This is a genomic window from Nocardia sp. NPDC127606 (assembly GCF_042671725.1).
GTDB lineage: Bacteria > Actinomycetota > Actinomycetes > Mycobacteriales > Mycobacteriaceae > Nocardia.
This window is the reverse complement of sequence record NZ_JBHXWQ010000010.1, coordinates 39,903-54,144: the sequence shown is the minus strand read 5'-3', so window position 1 is coordinate 54,144 and position 14,242 is coordinate 39,903. Positions and strand designations below refer to the sequence as shown.

Annotated in this window: 14 protein-coding genes; 5 read left to right on the top strand and 9 right to left on the bottom strand. The window is 65.8% G+C overall.

Annotation, left to right across the window (positions count from 1 at the left end; all coding sequences use genetic code 11):
* Nucleotide 1: 1 nt before the first annotated feature.
* From ACFVJ5_RS31355 to ACFVJ5_RS31345, 3 genes are all read right to left on the bottom strand, one after another.
* On the bottom strand, nt 2–1,681 hold the full coding sequence (locus ACFVJ5_RS31355; protein ID WP_379225733.1) for a SulP family inorganic anion transporter: 1,680 nt from the start codon (nt 1,679–1,681) through the stop codon (nt 2–4).
* A 64-nt stretch (nt 1,682–1,745) separates the two neighbouring features.
* Nucleotides 1,746–3,641 carry an alkyl/aryl-sulfatase gene (locus ACFVJ5_RS31350; protein ID WP_379225731.1) on the bottom strand — a complete coding sequence of 632 codons (1,896 nt, stop codon included), beginning with the start codon at nt 3,639–3,641 and terminating at the stop codon, nt 1,746–1,748.
* A 55-nt stretch (nt 3,642–3,696) separates the two neighbouring features.
* A complete protein-coding gene (locus ACFVJ5_RS31345) occupies nt 3,697–4,074 on the bottom strand; it encodes an SHOCT domain-containing protein (protein ID WP_378629635.1) in 378 nt (125 codons plus the stop codon).
* Nucleotides 4,075–4,259: 185 nt separating this feature from the next.
* On the opposite strand from ACFVJ5_RS31345, the gene ACFVJ5_RS31340 reads away from it, so the two are divergent.
* Nucleotides 4,260–4,730, top strand: coding sequence for a hypothetical protein (locus tag ACFVJ5_RS31340; protein ID WP_379225729.1), 471 nt, complete (start codon nt 4,260–4,262; stop codon nt 4,728–4,730).
* On the opposite strand, the gene ACFVJ5_RS31335 is transcribed toward ACFVJ5_RS31340, so the two are convergent.
* Entirely contained in the window at nt 4,688–5,293 is a 606-nt protein-coding gene (locus tag ACFVJ5_RS31335; RefSeq protein ID WP_379225727.1) for a TetR/AcrR family transcriptional regulator, read from the bottom strand. The genes ACFVJ5_RS31340 and ACFVJ5_RS31335 overlap by 43 nt on opposite strands.
* A gap of 142 nt (nt 5,294–5,435) precedes the next feature.
* Between ACFVJ5_RS31335 and ACFVJ5_RS31330 the strand changes: the two genes are divergently transcribed.
* Nucleotides 5,436–6,212 carry an SDR family NAD(P)-dependent oxidoreductase gene (locus ACFVJ5_RS31330; protein WP_379225725.1) on the top strand — a complete coding sequence of 259 codons (777 nt, stop codon included), beginning with the start codon at nt 5,436–5,438 and terminating at the stop codon, nt 6,210–6,212.
* Nucleotides 6,213–6,222: 10 nt separating this feature from the next.
* Here the strand turns inward: ACFVJ5_RS31330 and ACFVJ5_RS31325 are convergent, their stop codons facing one another.
* The 5 genes from ACFVJ5_RS31325 to ACFVJ5_RS31305 all read right to left on the bottom strand — a co-directional run bounded on the left by ACFVJ5_RS31325 (nt 6,223) and on the right by ACFVJ5_RS31305 (nt 12,426).
* On the bottom strand, nt 6,223–6,621 hold the full coding sequence (locus ACFVJ5_RS31325) for a nuclear transport factor 2 family protein (RefSeq protein ID WP_379225723.1): 399 nt from the start codon (nt 6,619–6,621) through the stop codon (nt 6,223–6,225).
* Between the two features lie 63 nt (nt 6,622–6,684).
* Complete coding sequence (locus ACFVJ5_RS31320; protein ID WP_379225721.1) at nt 6,685–8,490, bottom strand: alkyl/aryl-sulfatase; 1,806 nt, start codon at nt 8,488–8,490, stop codon at nt 6,685–6,687.
* 194 nt (nt 8,491–8,684) lie between these two features.
* Nucleotides 8,685–9,260, bottom strand: coding sequence for a TerD family protein (locus ACFVJ5_RS31315; protein ID WP_067457219.1), 576 nt, complete (start codon nt 9,258–9,260; stop codon nt 8,685–8,687).
* Nucleotides 9,261–9,339: 79 nt separating this feature from the next.
* Complete coding sequence (locus ACFVJ5_RS31310; RefSeq protein WP_379226032.1) at nt 9,340–11,295, bottom strand: hypothetical protein; 1,956 nt, start codon at nt 11,293–11,295, stop codon at nt 9,340–9,342.
* A gap of 90 nt (nt 11,296–11,385) precedes the next feature.
* A complete protein-coding gene (locus ACFVJ5_RS31305; protein WP_379225719.1) occupies nt 11,386–12,426 on the bottom strand; it encodes an acetyl-CoA carboxylase biotin carboxylase subunit family protein in 1,041 nt (346 codons plus the stop codon).
* A 381-nt stretch (nt 12,427–12,807) separates the two neighbouring features.
* Here ACFVJ5_RS31305 and ACFVJ5_RS31300 point away from each other — a divergent pair, with 381 nt between their 5' ends.
* The 3 genes from ACFVJ5_RS31300 (at nt 12,808) to ACFVJ5_RS31290 (ending at nt 14,208) form a co-directional block, all read left to right on the top strand.
* Nucleotides 12,808–13,086, top strand: a complete 279-nt coding sequence (locus tag ACFVJ5_RS31300; protein WP_378994690.1) for a hypothetical protein — start codon at nt 12,808–12,810, stop codon at nt 13,084–13,086.
* Nucleotides 13,087–13,140: 54 nt separating this feature from the next.
* Nucleotides 13,141–13,722 carry a TerD family protein gene (locus ACFVJ5_RS31295; RefSeq protein ID WP_101464103.1) on the top strand — a complete coding sequence of 194 codons (582 nt, stop codon included), beginning with the start codon at nt 13,141–13,143 and terminating at the stop codon, nt 13,720–13,722.
* 156 nt (nt 13,723–13,878) lie between these two features.
* Nucleotides 13,879–14,208, top strand: coding sequence for a hypothetical protein (locus tag ACFVJ5_RS31290; RefSeq protein ID WP_378639262.1), 330 nt, complete (start codon nt 13,879–13,881; stop codon nt 14,206–14,208).
* Nucleotides 14,209–14,242: the final 34 nt, after the last annotated feature.

Below are 14,242 nucleotides of genomic sequence, written 5' to 3'. Positions count from 1 at the left end.
GTCACGACCTCCGCTCTCGGTGGATCCGCACCTCGGCATCGGCGTAGGCGGCCAGTGTCGACTCGCCGAGCGTGCTCGTCGCCGGAAAGAATTCGATGTGCAAGCCCTGTGCGTGCAGCAGGTCGTCGGTCCAGACGTCGCGAATTCGCGGGTCGACACCGCTGAGATAGAGACGGCCGCCGAGCGCGTCCAGCCGGCGGGCGTAGTCGCCGACCACGTGCAGGAAGGTCGCGCTCACGCTCGTGCGCCCCCGCAGGCGCAGGATGACGACCGGGTCGTGCGCGCCCTCGGGGTCGGGCAGCTTCGCTTGCAGCGTGCGCGCGCCCGCGTAGAACAGACTGCCGTAGACATCGAGGATCACGATCTCGTTGTCGGACAATGTGGTCGGCGCTTTCGCCTCGACGAGATGGTCACCGTCGACCCGTAACCGCACCACCTTCAAGTCGATGGCCTCCTGGTTCAGCTGCAGCAGCAGCGACAGCCCGACCCCGACACCGACGGCCGCCGTCACGGGCAACAGCAGGGTGGCGAAGAAGGTCACCAGCAGCGCGGTCCGTGAGATGGCGCCGCTGCTCCAGATGGCGACGAGACGGTCGGGATCGATCGAACGCGCTGCGGCGACCATCAGTATCGCGGCAAGTGTGGGCAGCGGTACCCGGCCGACGGCCCCGGCCAGCGCGACCAGGATCACCAGAATCCAGAGCCCCGACCACATTCCGCCCCAACGGCCACGCGCACCGGAGGAGACGTTGATCGCCGTCTGCCCCACCGACCCACCGACCGGCATCCCACGAAACAACCCGGCGAAGATATTGCCGATGCCCTGCGCGGTGAAATCACGATCGACAGAGCTCCGCGTCCCACCGGGGTTGGGTGCCGACTCCGCGACCCCGGCCCCCTGGACCAGCACGATCAGCGTCACCGCCAGCGCCCCGGCGATCAACGACAGCGACAGCGTGCTCGCGTCGGGCAGGTGCGGCAGCGGAATCCCGGTGGGAATCTCGCCTGTGTCAGCGACCGTACCGACATCGCTCCAGCCGAAAGCGAGCACGACGATCATCGGCACCACCAAGGCGAACAGGGCGGCGACCGTGCGCAGCCGCGTATGTGCCAGCCCGATGAGCAGCATCGTCGCGAGTACGCCGACGACGGCGGCCCGCCAGTCGAAGTCCAGCGGATGCAGCACCACGTGCAGCGCCTTCTCCGCAGCGATCGACCCCCGCACCGGCGCGCCGAGCAGACTCGGCAACTGACCGAACAGGATGTTGGCCGAGATGCCGAGCAGGAATCCGGTCATCACCGAGTGCGAGACGAACCGGGTGTACTTGCCCAGCCGCAAGATCGCGGCGACGATCATCATCGCGCCCGCGACCAGTGTCAACATCACGATGGCGCCCGACCGCTGATCCGGTTCGACATCGGTCAGGGTCGAACCCACCGCCAACGCGGACGCGCTCGTCGTGGTGACCACCATCAGCTGCGTGCTGGTGCCGAACCCGCCGAAGAATCGCCCGGCCATGCTCGCGTAGAGCCCGTGTACCGGACTCACCCCCGCGAGAACACCCGCCGCCATCCCGTCCGGCACCCCGCCGATCGCACCCGGAATCCCCGCGACGACATCGGCTTTCGACATGCGCTCGGTCGCGAACCACCGTCGTACCCGCCGCACGATGTCGGTCACCGGTCCGCCGCCGCACCGTCGCCCCTCGCGCCCATCGCAGCTCCTTCGACGGCGGACCGGTGGATCAGGGGGTTACGATCGCGAAATCCGGGTCGGGGGCGTCGAGGTAGCCGATTAGTTCGGCCAGCTCGGCGGGGTCACCCTCGACGGTGACGCGGCCGTCGCCGATCATCTTCGCCAGATCCTGGCCACCGAGCAGTGCCGCGCGCAGATCCGCTTCGGTGAGCGCGAACGTCGTCTGGGCAGGCGGGAGGTCGCCCTCGACGTCGAAGTGCACGAGCAGTCCGTTGCGCAGTTGAGTCCGGTGTACCGTGCCGGAATCGGTGGTGCGCCAGTCGATGACGATCTTCGCGTCCCACGCGCGCGGGCCGTCGACGCGCAGCGCGATCGCGTCGAACACCTGCTCCACTGAGAGGGCAGAGGAAATGTCGGCCGAGGAAGTCGCCAGCGGGGTACCGACATTGCCGTTGCGTAGTTCGTAGGCGCCCATCAGGAAGAAGTTGCGCCAGGTGCCGTTCTCCGCGCCGAAGCCGAGCTGTTCGAGCGTATCGGCCTGCAGCGCTTTCGCCTCGGCATTGTCGGGGTCGGCGAAGATGACGTAGTTGAGCACCTGGGTGACCCAGCGGAAGTCGCCGTCGTCGTAGGACTTTCGTGCCTTGGCGATGGCTTCGTCGGCACCGCCCATGAATTCGACATGGCGCCGGGCGCTCGCGACCGGTGGGTGCTGCCACAGCGTGGCGGGGTTGCCGTCGAACCAGCCCATGTACCGCTGGTAGATCGCTTTGACGTTGTGGCTCACCGACCCGTAATAGCCGTGGGTCGACCACGAGTTCACGACGGCCGGTGGCAACGGTAGGTCCTCGGCGATCTCGATGCCGGTGGAGCCCTTGTTCAATGCCCGCAACGTCTGGTCGTGGAGGTAGCCGTAGAGATCGCGCTGTACCGAGAGAAACTCGGTCAGCCGGTCGGTTCCCCAGGTCGGCCAATGGTGCGAAGCGAACACGACATCGGTGCGGGCGGCGTATCGGTTGATCGCCTGTGTGAGGTATTTCGACCACACGTGCGGATCGCGAACCAGCGCACCACGCAATGTCAGCAGATTGTGCAGGGTGTGGGTGGCGTTCTCGGCCATGCACAGCGCCCGCCGATCGGGGAAGTAGAAGTTCATCTCCGAGGGCGCCTCCGTGCCCGGCGTCATCTGGAATTCGATGCTCACCCCGTCCACCGTCACGGTCTGCCCGGTGTGGTCGATGTAGACCGTCGGCGAGATCAAGGTCGGGGTACCGAGCGAATTCGTCGGCCCGAGGCCGGCGCCGACCGCCCCCTTCGGCCCGCGAGGAAGTGCGGCGCCGTACATGTACGCCGATCGGCGCGCCATCGCGGTGCCCGCGTACACGTTCTCCTCGACCGCGTGTTCGGTGAAACCGACCGGCGCGATGATCGGGCAACGCCCTGCCGCGACCTCGTCATCGGTGGTCACACCCTTCACGCCGCCGAAATGGTCGATATGGGAATGCGAATAGATCACCCCGACCACCGGGCGGTCACCCCGATGCTCGCGGTACAGCGCGAGCCCGGCCGCGGCAGTCTCCTCCGAGATCAGTGGATCGATCACGATCACGCCGGCGTCACCTTCCACCAGCGTCATATTGGACAGATCGAATCCGCGGATCTGGAAGATACCGTCGGTGACCTCGTACAGACCTTGCTTCACACACAGTTGCGACTGCCGCCACAGACTCGGGTTCACCGTGGGCGGGCACTCGCCGTCGAGGAACGAGTAGGCGTCGATGTCCCACACCACCTTGCCCGCGGCGTTCTTCACCACCCCCGGCGTCAGCGCCGCGACGAACCCGCGCTCGGCATCGGCGAAATCCTGGGTGTCTTCGAACGGTAGCGAACGCAGCAACGTCTCGTTGTCGGCTTCGACGCTGGCCGAGGCTTCCTGCTGACTGGTCATCAGATGGTGTTCCTGTCTGTGAGCGACGCCGGATCGCGCAGTCGTTTCGCGGATGTCAGGCGAGGGCCTTGGCCTTGAGTTGCTGGAATTCCGCCTCGGTGATGGCCCCGGCGTCGAGCAGCTTCTTCCCGTCGGCGATCTGGGCGGCGGAGTTGGTGCCCGCGGCCTGCCTGATGTAATCGTCGGCCTCCGTGCGCGCCTGCTTCTGCGCTTCGGCGGTTCGTTCCGCCATGCCGCTACCGCGGAAGATCAGATACACCAGTCCGGTGAGCAGCGGGAACAGGATCAAACACACCACCCACACCGCTTTCACCCAGCCCGAGGTGGACCGGTCGCGGAAAAGATCGGTGAGCAGGTAGAACATCAACATCAGGTAGGCGACAAAGCAGAAGCTCACAATGATGACCCAGAGAACGTCCCACACCGAAGACATGATTCGACCCTCACTTCTGTGATGCGTGTCCACCGGGCGGCGGTCACGGTTCGACCCTTGCCGCCATCGTCGCGAAGAACCCCGGCCGTCCACATCATCCGAATCGGGTGAATCCGTCCGAGCCGCTCGACCTCACCCAGAACGGGGGATCCGGATCGTCCCCGACGGCCCCTACCGTCGAATCCATGACGATCACCTCGCACCCCGTCCGCCAGGGTCTCGCGGCAGGCGTCACCATGCTCGCGGCGATCATGCTCCTGGTGGCAGGCACGCTGAGCATCCTGCGCGGTATCGCCGGCGTCACCAAGGACGAGCTATTCCTGATCCCGAGCGAATACAGCTACGAGCTCGACGTCAGCAGCTGGGGCTGGATCCACCTGGCGCTGGGGGTATTCCTCGTGGCGGTAGCCATCGGCATGATGCTGACCGCGACCTGGGCCCGGATCTTCGCCTACTGCCTGGCCGTCCTGTCGATCATCGCCAATTTCCTGTCGCTGCCGTACTACCCGTGGTGGTCGGTGATCATCATCGTCATCGACCTCATCGTCATCTGGGCCGTCTCCACCTGGAACCCCCGACCGAGCCTGAGCGTCATCGACGTGCGTGAGACGGCTTATCCCGCAATCGGGTCGGTGGTCAGTCCAGGGAGTAGGTAGCGACGGAGGTAGCGCAGCACCGCGGCGTTGTCGTCGACGTCGACGGTTTCACCGGGGACGGTCCCGAGGCTGATCAGTACACGCGCAACCCATTCGGCGACCTCGGTGCGGTCGTGGCCGGGATGGATCTCGCCGCGCGCGAGGGCCCCTTCGACGTAGGGCAGCCAGAAGTCGGCCAGATCGGGGACGAGGCCCGAAACGCCGGCACCGGTGCACAGCGCGAATTCCTCGGGTTCGTCCAGCCGCAGACGCATGATCAGGGCGCCGGGGGCGTCGTAGGCTCCCCGCCCGATGCGCACGCCTGCCGCGAGTTGCTCACCGAAGGTCTCGAGAACGTCGAGTTCGGCGCGGGAACCGGTCCACAGAGCGTCGTTGAGTCGAACGATCGCGGCGCCGAGCAACGCGGTCTTGTCGGGGAAGTGCCGGTAGAGCCAGGCGCGCGACACCCCGGCTTCCTCGGCGATCTCGATCATCGTCGTGGACCGAATCCCTTTGCGGGCCAGCATTCTCTGCGCCGCATCGATCAGCCTGTCACCGACGGTCACCGCCTGCGCTTCGACCACGTGGCCCACCTCCGTGCGGCTGATCAGTCCTGGTACGGACGAATCCTACCAACGGTGTAGACATCTTCGAGAATGTGTCTACGATCGCTGGACAGTTTCAACAATCTGTCTACCGGGCAGGTCCGCACCCGCGAGGAGCACCATGACCACAGACCAGCGCACCGCCATCGTGATCGGTGGCGCGTCGGGCATCGGCCTGGCCACCGCGCACGCCCTCACCGCCGACGGTTTCCGGGTGATCGTCGCCGACGTCAACGAGAGTTCGGCCGCCGAGGCAGCGACCGCCATCGGCGGGTCCGCCGCCAGCATCCGGATGGACGTCACCGACGAAGCGTCCGTCGAGGCCGGATTCGCCGACCTGGACGACGTGCACGCCGTGGTCAGCTGCGCGGGCCTGTCGATGACCGGCCCGATCACCGAGCTCGAGCTCGCGAACTGGCAGCTCACTCTCGACGTCTGCCTGACCGGAACCTTCCTCGTGCTCAAGCACGCGGCCCGCCGCATCGCCGACGGCGGCAGCATCACCTGCATCGTCTCACTCAACGGCCGTCAACCCGGCACCGGCATGGCCGCCTACTGCGCCGCGAAGGCGGGCGTGCTGATGCTGGTGGAGGTCGCGGCGCTGGAGCTGGCCGATCGCCGGGTCCGCGTGAACGCCATCTCCCCCGGCCTCGTCGACACTCCCCTGGTCGCCGGCATCGCCTTCGTCCCCGGCCTGACCGAGGACTACCTGGAGAACACTCCGCTCGGCCGCAGCGGCCGTCCCGAGGAGATCGCCGACATGGCCGCCTTCCTCGCGTCGGACAAGGCCACCTGGATGACCGGCTCGACCATCGACCTCAACGGCGGCGCGCACCTGCGCAAATACCCCGACGTCCTCAGCCACGTCCGAGCCCTCATGGCTACCCCACCTGCCTGACCGCCGACCGCTACTCCTTGGTGGTGGTGATCTGGGTCAGCAGGCAGCGCCATCGGCCGTCGGCGTGGATGAAGGCGTCGGTGGTCCATTCGTCGGCGTCGAATCGAATGCCTTGGTAGTGGGCGGTATTGGTGACCCGGGTCGTCAGCAGAGCGATGTCGCCGTGGTAGCGGATTCTGGGCTCACCGACGCGCTCCATCGCCGAGTGCGTGAGATCGCCCGACCGGACGAAGGCCAGAAACTGTTCGGCGGTGGTCATGCCGTTCTCGGAGACCATGATCCACTCGTCGGCCATATAGGAACCGATCCGGTCCGCGTCGTTGGCGACGATCGCCACCTGCCACTCATCGAGAACGGCCAGGAGTTGGTCATCTACCGCGCGACCCGGGGAAGTTCGTGTTGTTGCCATGCACCAACGCTAGGCCCGGCCGCTGTCGGCGGTCTTGGACGAATGGAACGAGCCGCCGCACAGTTACGGTGTCACGACCGCGAAGTTCGGATCGGGGGTGTCCAGCAGGCCGAACAGTCGCTGGAGGACGCCGGGGTCGCCGGTGTGGTCGATCCCGTCCAAGCCCTTACCCGCGAGGATGCCGAGCAGTTGTGGCTTGGTGAGAGTGAGGGTGAGGTCGATGTCGGCCTTGGACCGTGGGTCGGGCGTCTGGATGAGGACACCGTTGGACAGGGTGAGGCGCACGACGGAGTCCTGGTCGGTGAAGTGCCATTCGATCCGGAACGAATCCTTCGCCGCGCGTGGACCGTTCACCCGGATGGCGATCGAGTCGAACAGCTGCTCCACCGACAGGGCCGCCGCCATCCCGCCGCCGAGGTCGAGCTCGGTCCGTTGGATTCCGTGCCGCAATTCGTTGTCGCCGGTGAGGTAGAAGCAGCGCCAGGTGGCGTTCTCCGCACCGAACCCGAGTTTTCGATAGGTCTGGGCGAGTGCGTCTTTCGCGGCCTTGTTGTCCGGTTCGGCGAACACGGCGTGGGTGAGCAGCTCAGCGGCGAAGCGCAGATCGCCGGAGTCGGCGTAGGCACGTCCCTTCGCGATCACCGCGTCGATGCCGCCGATGGTCTCGACGTACCGGACCGCTTTCGCCGTCCGCGGGTGCTCCCAGAGCGAGGTCGGGTTCCCGTCGAACCACCCCAGATAGCGCTGGTAGACCGCCTTGACGTTGTGGCTCACCGACCCGTAATAGCCACGGGCGCTCCACGCGTCGGCCAGGTTCGGCGACAACTCGAACTGTTCGGCGATCTCCGGGCCGTTGAGTCCCTCGTTCATCATCCGCAGCGTCTGGTCGTGCAGGTACATGTACAGGTCGCGTTGCAGCGACAGGAATCCCATGATGTTCTCGGCGCCCCAGGTGGGCCAGTGGTGCGAGGCGAACGCGACATCGGCGTCGACGGCGAACATCTCGATCGCCTCGTCGATGTAGCGCGACCAGATCCGCGGATCGCGCACCTGAGCGCCGCGCAGGGTCAGCAGGTTGTGCAGATTGTGGGTCGCGTTCTCGGCGAGACAGAGGGCGCGGTGGCGCGGGAAATAGAAGTTCATCTCCGCGGGCGCTTCGGTACCCGGCGTCATCTGGAAGACGATCGGGACGCCGTCGACGGTCTCCTGCTGGCCGGTGCGGGTGATGTCGACGGTGGGCGGGATCAGGCCGAACGTGCCATGGGAGGCCTGAATACCCAGCCCGGTACTGCACTGACCTTCGGGTCCCGGCGTCATCCCGATGCCGTACATGTAGGTGCCGCGCCGCGTCATCGCGATGCCCGCGTAGACGTTCTCCGAGACGGCCTCCGCCATGAAACCGGCGGGCGCGAGAATCGGCACGTCGCCACGACCGTCGGGCAGCACACCGTCGACCCCACCGAAATGGTCGCCGTGGGAATGGGTATAGATGACGCCGGTCACGGGCCGGTCGCCGCGCTCCTCGCGATACAACGCCAGCCCGGCCGCCGCGCACTCGGCCGAGATGAGCGGATCGATCACGATGATGCCGGTATCGCCCTCGACGATCGTCATATTCGAGATGTCGAAACCACGGATCTGATAGATCCCGTCCACGACCTCGAACAGCCCGTTCTTCACACAGAGCTGGGCCTGCCGGAACAGACTCGGGTTGACCGTTTCCGGACACGGCCCGTCGAGGAACCCGTACCCACTGGTGTCGAAAACGACCGTGCCGTCGGCCTTGGCGATCCGCATGGGCGTCAGGGTCTTGATGAACCCGCGATCAGCATTCTCGAAATCGGTGCGATCGTCGTAGTCCAATGCCATCGCGAATCAGCTCCTCAGCTCGGTCGACGCGTCGACTCGATGCTCGCCGTCAGCGATTCACACCGCCTCACCCACCACGGGTGAATTGGGCCGGTCGGGTGAGATCGCACCGCGGAATCCGGACGCTGAGAAGCTGGGCCGGTCAGCTGCGTGTCTTCCCGGACTTCGAGAATTTCCGCAGCTGACCGGGACCCCTACAGATTGACGCCGAAATCGCGGGCGATGCCTTCCAGGCCGGAGGCGTAGCCCTGGCCGGTGGCGCGGAACTTCCACTCGGCGCCGTTGCGGTACAGCTCGCCGAAGACCATGGCGGTTTCGGTGGACGCGTCCTCGGACAGGTCGTAGCGCGCCAGTTCCTCGCCGTTGCTGCGGTCCAGGACGCGGATGTAGGCGTTGCGCACCTGGCCGAAGGACTGGTTGCGGGTGGCGGCATCGTAGATCGAGACCGGGAACACGATGGAGTCGATCGTGGCCGGGGTGTTGGCCAGGTCGACGTTGATCGTCTCGTCGTCACCGTCGCCGGCGCCGGTGGTGTTGTCGCCCGCGTGCTCGATCGCGCCCTCGGGCGACTTGAGGTTGTTGAAGAAGACGAAGTGCCCGCTCGACACCACCTTCTTGTCGGCGCCGAGGCCGATGGCGCTGGCGTCGAGGTCGAAGTCCGTGCCGGTGGTGGTCCGCAGATCCCAGCCGAGGCCGACCGCGACGGCGGTGAGGTTCGGCGCCGCCTTGGTCAGTGAGACATTGCCGCCCTTGGACAAGCTGACACCCATATCGAATCCCCTTGCTCATCGCGGCACGAAGCGCGCCGACGCCCACACCCTAGCGTTCGACTCTGAACGTTTGCTGTGATCAATCCTGTTCGGCCGCACCCGTTTCCACGGGCATACGGTCGGCGCCCCAACTGCGGTGGAGATAGCCGATCACCCGGTCCAGTTCCGCGCGCTCGACGGCGGCCAGCTCACCCGGCTCGAGTGGATCGAAATGGAAGATGTAGAGCCGCGAGGCGAATTGCTCGAAGGGCAGCGACGCTTCGCCGAAACGCTCACCGTGCCCGGCTGTTCCGACGACGACCCCGTCGCCCCAGTCCTGGCCGCTGTCGTTGTTCGGGTTGTAGAAGTACACCCGCATCACGTCCTGCGGGTCGAGGCTGACTCGCAGCACGGTGATCGCGTGCCAGCCGACGAAGCGTGCCGCGCTGTCGGTGACGGCGATACCGGCGGGCTGCGGGTGGATCACCGGCTGGTTGCCGTTGTAGAAGGGGTGGTACCCGGCGTAGAAGTGGCGCAGGAACTCGTCGAGGTCGGTCAGCAGGCCGGTGGCCACGTCGACATTGATCCGGAAGCCGCGCCCGGACCACCAGCCGTGGAATTCCGGGTTGATCCAGCGGTGCGGATCGCCGTCGCGGCCGATGCAGCGCCGTCCCATCTCCGCGTAGATCCGGTCCAGGTGCGGTACCACCAGCAGCGATACCGGGTCCAGATCGAGTTGCAGCGCAGTCGATTCCGTGTCGTCGGTCTCGCGCGAGGAGATCGGCTGCCCTTCGAAGTGCATGACGATCTCGTCGTCGCGCGCGGCCCACACCAGCGTCTGCAGCAGATAGTCGGGGTCGTTGTAGGCCCACATCGACAGTGCCCGCGCCGATTGGCAGGTGGGGTTGTCGCCCTGCCCGATTCCCAGCGGCAGACCGAGAACCGACAGCATCCCGGACAGCAGCCACGCCCGCGGATCCGGCGTCGGCCCGAACACCTGGCTCAGCCGCCCGCGCGAGTGCGGTGAAAGGCGCAGTGCCAGTTGGCGCCACAGCGCGGGCGCGACAGGCGGTTGATAGAGGATGCCGCGTTCGAGCAGCAAGGTGAGCCCGTACACGCACTGCGCCGTTTCGACGTGGACGGCCTGCTCGATGAGACTGTGGACCAGCTCGTGATAGCAGAGCAGGCTGTCGCGGCCGGTGCTGGACAAGCCCATCGCCTCGCCGAGCAGATACGCACCCTTGGTGAGCAGAAACCGCAGCAGCACAGCGTGATACGGCGAGACCAGCCCGGTGTCGTGCATGGACCGCGCGAATCCCGTTGCCTCGTACTGCAACGCACTGTCGTCCATGGACTCCAGCCGCGTGCGATAGACCTCGACCCCGGGGTCCTCCCGGCATCCCTCGGTGGTCCCGTAGAGGCTGCTGATCAGCCGGTCGGCGCCGAGACCACTGGCGCCGAGATCCACGTCGGGATTCGCACGGGCGACGGCGATCTGGGTGATCATCCGCTTGACCCCGTCGACCTGGATGGGCCGCTGCCGCAGGATGCGCCAGATCTCGTCGACCAGGTTCTCGAGCACCTTCTCGTACCCGACCTCGGCGACGAGGTAGTGCAGCAGCTCGCGCGAGACCTGCGCCATCCGACCCTGCTGTTCCCGCTCGGCCTCGGTGGGCGGGGAGAACAGCAGCGACAGATTCACCGCGAGTACCTGCGACAGATGATCAGCGGCCTGTTCGGCCGAAACCAGCGCATGCTGATATTCGCCCTGGGCGACCGCGAGCAACCGCAGATCACTCACCGCCTCCAACACCATGGTGTCGGCGTTGGCGCTGCGCAACGAGCCGGTACTCAGCGCCGGGATGAGGATCTGCGGTTGCGCCCAATCCGTGCCGAGGAACAGGCCGGCGGTCTCCAGCTTCTCGGCGCGTTCGCGCACCGCCGCGCAACCGCCGGGCAGCAGGAGCACCCGCCGCAGGGAGTCCATGACCCTGGGCAGCTTGACCTGCTTGCCGAAATCGCCTGCGTCCGCGAGGGACTGTGTGGCGTGGTCCATCGTGGCGAGGCGCCGGTCCAGGCTCGTCCCGTCGTGGCCGTCCGGACTCAATCGCCGATCCCTTCGCCCGCCGTTGCCCCTGGCAACGGATCAAATATAGAAGTCGAGTTCTTCTTGTCGCTTCAACAGGTCCCGCAGAGTGTACGGATCCTCACCGAAGAAATAGAGCAGACCCCAGTGGTTACCGAATGCGGTTCGTTTGGTGACCTTTTCGGCCTGCGGCGCGGTGAGCTCGTGCGTCTCGAAGTAGTCGTGATCCTCGGTTTCGGGCGGCACCGACAGCCGACTGACCACACGCCGGCGCGGATACACGCCGAAGCACCCCGCATGGCCGGTGGCATCCACCACTTCCTTCGGGAAGAACGCGTCGATCTCCTCGTCGGTGGTTTTCGGGTCGAATGCCAGCACCAGTGCGTGGTAGGCGTTGAAACCGTATGTCCGTTCCAGCAGCTCGAACACCTTGAAACCCGGTGGCCGGTAGGCGACCTCGCCGAAATACATTTCCCCGTCGCTGGTGACGAAGTACTCGGGATGAATGAAGCCGAACTCGATGTCGAAGGTCTTGATCAGCTTTTCGACCTGACGGGTGATCTCGGGCCGATATTTCTCCAGCTCCGGCGTCGCGGGCACGAACACCGAGTATCCGAGCGTCACGTACTCCGAGATGTTCAGGAAGCAGATGCGGCCGTTGTGGACCCAGGCCTCGACCGCGAACTCCCAGCCGTCCAGGTGCGATTCCATCAGCATCGGGAACTCGTCGTCGGGGATCGTGTCGACCTCGTCGGGGGTCCGGATGATCCGGTGACCGAGGCAGCCCGCCTTGTCGAACGCCTTCAGGTGAATCGGATCATTGGGATCACCGTCGAGCTTCAGCAGCGTCTGATTGACGCGCTTCAGAAATCGGATCACGTCGTCGCGTTCGTGCGCCTCTTCGAAGATACCGACCCGGATGCCGCCGAGCTGCGCACGCCGCTTCATCAACGACTTGTCGCGCAGGAGCATGGATTGCCCGAGCAGGCGAGGATTGTCGAGCAGCACGGAGTTGATCGCACCCGCCCACTCCACGGTCTCCTCGAAGATCGGAATGGCGACATCGACCCCCTTTGCCTCGAGGGTCTCCGCGATCTCCATCGAACGATCGTTGAGCCGCTCGAAATCCCAGGGGATAAAAGGAATGTCGTGCTCGGTGCAATAACTTTGCGCCCATTCGGGCGCGACGACAATATAGCGGCGATCGAACCGATCGATCGCCTCGACCGCGTTCAAACTCCAGCCCAGAAGGGCAACATATCCTTTGTTCGGGTTTCGACTTTTCGATTCGTCAGCTGAAATCGACAAACCTTATCCCTCCTCGAACTCCACAGCCCGGAAATCCGGGACCCTGAATGAATCCCTGCAGGGCTGCCATTTCAATGGAGTACCCGCGCCCTTCGCCACCAACCATGACGAAGCTGTGACCGGGAAGCTCCCGGCCGGCGCGACCGGCGCCCGCGGCGCGACTACGCTCATGGAATGCCCGGTCCAGAGACCTTGCCGCCCCCACGCAACGGTGTGGGCCTCGCGTCGTTGGTGCTCGGCATCATCGCCTGCGCGGTCTCGTTCATTCCCGTCGTCAGCGAGTTCGTCGCCGCCCCAGCCGGCATCGGCGCGGTGGCCGCCGCGTTCATCGGCTGGGATCGGATCGAGAACGGTGTGGCCACCAACCGCGCCGACACGATCGCGGGCGGCATCCTCGGCGCGATCGCCCTGGCGGTCACGGCCCTCGTCTACCTCGCGACCCACTCCGGCTGACGGGCGAATTCTGTCGCCCTGCACGTGGCGAGCGAAGTCCGTAGCCTGAAAATCGTGATTACTCTCAAGAAGGAAGACGGCGCGGCCGATCTCGCCGGTATCACCAAAATGAGCGTGGGGGTGAGCTGGGATCCGTCGGCGGGTTCCAGCGGTGGAATTCTCGGAATGGCCCGGCGCAAGCGCGGTGTCGACCTCGACCTGATCGCCGTGCTGTTCCAAGGCGCTGAGCCGGTGCGATTCGCCGGCCTGGATTCGCTCGACCCGCTCGGCAACGGATCGGTGCTGCACACCGGCGACGAGCAGACCGGTGCGGCCGCCGGCGACGACGAGACCGTGCACGTCACCTTCGCCACTGTGCCCCCCGCCATCGACTCCATCGTCTTCGTCGCCGTCGCGTTCAAGAAGGGATCTTCCTTCGAGAAGGCGAACAACGTCTCGTTCAAGATCTACGACGCCACCGGCGGCGATACCCAGCCCGTCGCCGATATCTGGCCGTCACTGCTCGGCGCGGAGAACGCCAACGCGATCGCGCGGACCTTCCGCAACGGTCCGGTGTGGCAGCTGGAGGTCCTCGACCGCAAGGGCAAGATCAAGCAGGGCGATCGCCAGGCGTTGCTGCGCTTCGCGATCGGCTGACATCGCGGCGGCAGGGCCCGGCGCGCGGTGCGCCGAGCTCCGCCGCGGCGCGGGGAACAGACCTCGCACTTTCGCGCATTTGCGACATCAGCGAAGTTCGTCAAGACCACGCGATTTCGGTGTTCCCTGAATAGTTGCTGCGCTACGGTTTTCCGCATGGACGACATCGAGTTGGATTTGCCGAGCGTCGCTACTTCCCACAACGCCGGACGAATTCTGGAAATCGGCGCGGTCGGTCTGCGCAACCCCCTGCCCGTCGACGGAGAACAGACCCACGCCTACGTGTGCTGCGTCGACGGCACCACCCTGCAGCTCCCGGATTCTCTCCAGAACTGGGCCATGCAAACCCTCGCCGCGAACTTCGACCTACGCGCGACCGGCCTACCCTCACTGTTCCCCTGCCGCTTCGAATTCGGCATCCGCGACGGCGCGGCCTACGCGGTACCGGTGACCCAGCGGTCGCTGCGCGAGAAGGCGAACGCATGACAACCTGATCAGGGAATCCCTTTGTCGCGCAACG

Excerpts from the sequence above, each read along its gene's own strand:
- ACFVJ5_RS31310 (WP_379226032.1), bottom strand. The coding sequence starts at position 11,295 with ATGGACCACGCCACACAGTCCCTCGCGGACGCAGGCGATTTCGGCAAG.
- ACFVJ5_RS31330 (WP_379225725.1), top strand. The coding sequence starts at position 5,436 with ATGACCACAGACCAGCGCACCGCCATCGTGATCGGTGGCGCGTCGGGC.
- ACFVJ5_RS31340 (WP_379225729.1), top strand. The coding sequence starts at position 4,260 with ATGACGATCACCTCGCACCCCGTCCGCCAGGGTCTCGCGGCAGGCGTC.
- ACFVJ5_RS31290 (WP_378639262.1), top strand. The coding sequence starts at position 13,879 with ATGGACGACATCGAGTTGGATTTGCCGAGCGTCGCTACTTCCCACAAC.
- ACFVJ5_RS31345 (WP_378629635.1), bottom strand. The coding sequence starts at position 4,074 with ATGTCTTCGGTGTGGGACGTTCTCTGGGTCATCATTGTGAGCTTCTGC.
- ACFVJ5_RS31300 (WP_378994690.1), top strand. The coding sequence starts at position 12,808 with ATGCCCGGTCCAGAGACCTTGCCGCCCCCACGCAACGGTGTGGGCCTC.
- ACFVJ5_RS31320 (WP_379225721.1), bottom strand. The coding sequence starts at position 8,490 with ATGGCATTGGACTACGACGATCGCACCGATTTCGAGAATGCTGATCGC.
- ACFVJ5_RS31350 (WP_379225731.1), bottom strand. The coding sequence starts at position 3,641 with ATGACCAGTCAGCAGGAAGCCTCGGCCAGCGTCGAAGCCGACAACGAG.
- ACFVJ5_RS31305 (WP_379225719.1), bottom strand. The coding sequence starts at position 12,426 with ATGGAGATCGCGGAGACCCTCGAGGCAAAGGGGGTCGATGTCGCCATT.
- ACFVJ5_RS31325 (WP_379225723.1), bottom strand. The coding sequence starts at position 6,621 with ATGGCAACAACACGAACTTCCCCGGGTCGCGCGGTAGATGACCAACTC.
- ACFVJ5_RS31315 (WP_067457219.1), bottom strand. The coding sequence starts at position 9,260 with ATGGGTGTCAGCTTGTCCAAGGGCGGCAATGTCTCACTGACCAAGGCG.